This is a genomic window from Methylophaga sp. SB9B (genome assembly GCF_004832235.1).
Classification (GTDB): domain Bacteria; phylum Pseudomonadota; class Gammaproteobacteria; order Nitrosococcales; family Methylophagaceae; genus Methylophaga; species Methylophaga muralis.
In genome coordinates this window covers 1-254 of the sequence record NZ_SSXS01000058.1, presented here as the reverse complement: position 1 = coordinate 254, position 254 = coordinate 1, and the positions used below count along the sequence as shown (strand labels likewise).

The following is a 254-nucleotide window of genomic DNA, read 5'->3' as shown; positions in this document are numbered from 1 at the left end:
CAGTCACCGGTACAGACGTCCCTCACGCTGGCAATTTTGAAACCTTATTTGGCACGCCAATCAAAGACTTATTGGTATTCTGTGAGACCCGACGTCAACCGGACGAACCGTTTATCCAGGGTGGTCCGATGATGGGTTACAGTCTGGCTGGTGATGATTTACCGATCACTAAAACGGCCAACTGTATTCTGGTCGGTGTTGATGATGTGGCCCGCCAGCACAACCGTTACCGTGTATTCGTTGTGGTGATTGTG

At 50.4% G+C, this 254-nt stretch carries 1 pseudogene; it reads left to right on the top strand.

Annotated features, from left to right (window positions below):
* Nucleotides 1-254, top strand: a pseudogene (locus E8Q33_RS15120) (hypothetical protein); the annotation flags it as partial.